At 43.5% G+C, this 1,969-nt stretch carries 3 protein-coding genes; all 3 read left to right on the plus strand.

The genetic code is table 11. From position 1 onward, the window contains the following. Window positions 1-646: carbohydrate ABC transporter permease (locus tag WB217_RS11365; protein WP_423993340.1), on the plus strand; the 646-nt coding region annotated here is incomplete at its 5' end. Then, complete coding sequence (locus WB217_RS11370; protein ID WP_423993341.1) at window positions 633-1,463, plus strand: carbohydrate ABC transporter permease; 831 nt, start codon at window positions 633-635, stop codon at window positions 1,461-1,463. The genes WB217_RS11365 and WB217_RS11370, both read left to right, overlap by 14 nt. Window positions 1,464-1,484: 21 nt before the next feature. Continuing rightward, window positions 1,485-1,969, plus strand: a 485-nt coding sequence (locus tag WB217_RS11375) for an alpha-amylase family glycosyl hydrolase (RefSeq protein ID WP_423993342.1), incomplete at its 3' end; no start/stop codon positions are given.

Raw genomic sequence — 1,969 nt, forward strand, 5'->3', positions numbered from 1 at the left:
TCCATTGGTCATTGCTTTTTCGATCATTGTGGCCTTGATTGTTCAAGGGTTGCCGAGATTTAAAGGATTGTTTTTAATCGGATTCTTCCTTCCGTACCTGGCGTCAGGAGTTGTTTCCTCGCTGATCGTGAAAGGGATTTTATCCTACAACAGTCCGCTGAATGAATTCCTGCGAGGTACATTTGGCCTCGATATTAACTGGCTTGGATCACCGTTTGCTGCACTCTTCGTAGTAGCGTTGATCATTGCCTGGAAATTCACCGGATATTACGCGCTGATTTTAACATCAGGCTTTGAAAGCATCAGTCAAGATGTCTATGAAGCAGCGATGATTGATGGAGTGACGCCATGGCAGCGTTTTTGGAAAATTACGCTTCCGCTTCTTTATCCAGCGTTGTTTACTGTATTGATTTTATCGATTGGTGTAACGTTTGGTATTTTCACAGAGGTTTATCAGTTAACTGGCGGCGGACCGAATTTTGCCACGAATACATGGCAGATGGAGATTTTCACTAAAGCATTCTCTAACCTGCAAGCCGGATACGCTTCTGCTATTGCCATCATCGCATCGATTGTAACGTTTGTTGCGATTTACATCATTCGAAAACTCTTGGAACTGTGGGGGAAACGAAATGGTTGGACCTAAGAAAAAAGGATTGGTTTTTCGTTACCTGTTTGCGATCGTCCTATTGCTGATCATGATTTATCCATACATCTATATGGTGTTGAATTCCTTTGCTGATTGGAGTCAGGTCGATAAGAAATTCTTCCCGACTGAATACTCATTGAAATCATGGGAATGGCTGCTTGGCGGCGGAGAATCTGTTATTCCGCGTCCATGGCTCAACGCCTTCTTTAACAGCTTTTTAGTATCAGCAGGTTCGACCATCTTGATGATGGTCTCTGCGGTAATGGTTTCATATGCATTAGCTAAAATTCAATTTAAAGGAAGAGACACGATCAACAACGTGATTTTGTTCCAAATGTTCTTCCCGGCAATCATCTTGCTGATTCCTACATTCCTTGTTATTCAAAAGGTCGGAATGTACGACTCTTACTGGGGAATGATCCTTCCGAAAGCAATGAGCTTATGGGCAGTCTTCATGTATACGAACTTCTTCAAGGCAATCCCGGATACGATCATTGAAGCGGCAAAATTGGACGGGGCAAGCGAAATGCAAATCATGTTCAAGATTGTTCTGCCAATGTCAAAATCTATTACTACTGTAATCTTCTTGTTCTTGTTCATGGAAAGATGGACAGAGTTGCTATGGGATATGCTTGTCGCGAAGAGCGATAACATGCTTACGCTAAACGTTCTCTTATCACAAATGTTCGGCCCGTATGGCGGCTACCCAGGACCGATGTATGCGGCATCCGTGTTATTGACATTGCCGATCATCATCATCTTCTTGCTTTTCGCGAAGAAGTTCCAAGAGGGAATGCAATTCACACTTAAGTAACCTGAGATTGGAGTCTGGCAAATGGTTAAATGGTGGAAGCAATCAGCTTTCTATGAAATATATATGCCTAGTTTCAAGGACGGAAACGGAGATGGGCTGGGGGATTTTGCGGGTATCACCTCCAAGCTGGATTATCTCAAGGAGCTGGGAGTAGATGGGCTGTGGCTCACTCCCTTTTATCCCTCTCCGAAGGTTGATAACGGCTATGACATTTCGGATTATTATTCCATTGATCCCGCTTATGGAACGATGGAGGACTTTGAAGCTTTTATATCTGAGGCGCACAAGCGCGATATCAAAGTCATTGTCGATATCGTATTGAACCACACTTCTTCCGAGCATGAATGGTTCAAGGAATCAAAGTCATCTAAGGATCACCCAAAGCGTGATTGGTATATATGGAGAGACGAACCGAATAACTGGGAATCCTTTTTCAGCGGTTCCGCATGGGAATTCGATGAGGCAACAGGCCAATATTACTATCATGCTTTTGCGAAGGAACAGGT

This window comes from Mesobacillus sp. (assembly GCF_049588175.1).
GTDB lineage: Bacteria > Bacillota > Bacilli > Bacillales > Cytobacillaceae > Mesobacillus.

Bases quoted from the DNA above. Each gene is read 5' to 3' on its own strand.
- WB217_RS11370 (WP_423993341.1), top strand. From the start codon at position 633: ATGGTTGGACCTAAGAAAAAAGGATTGGTTTTTCGTTACCTGTTTGCG.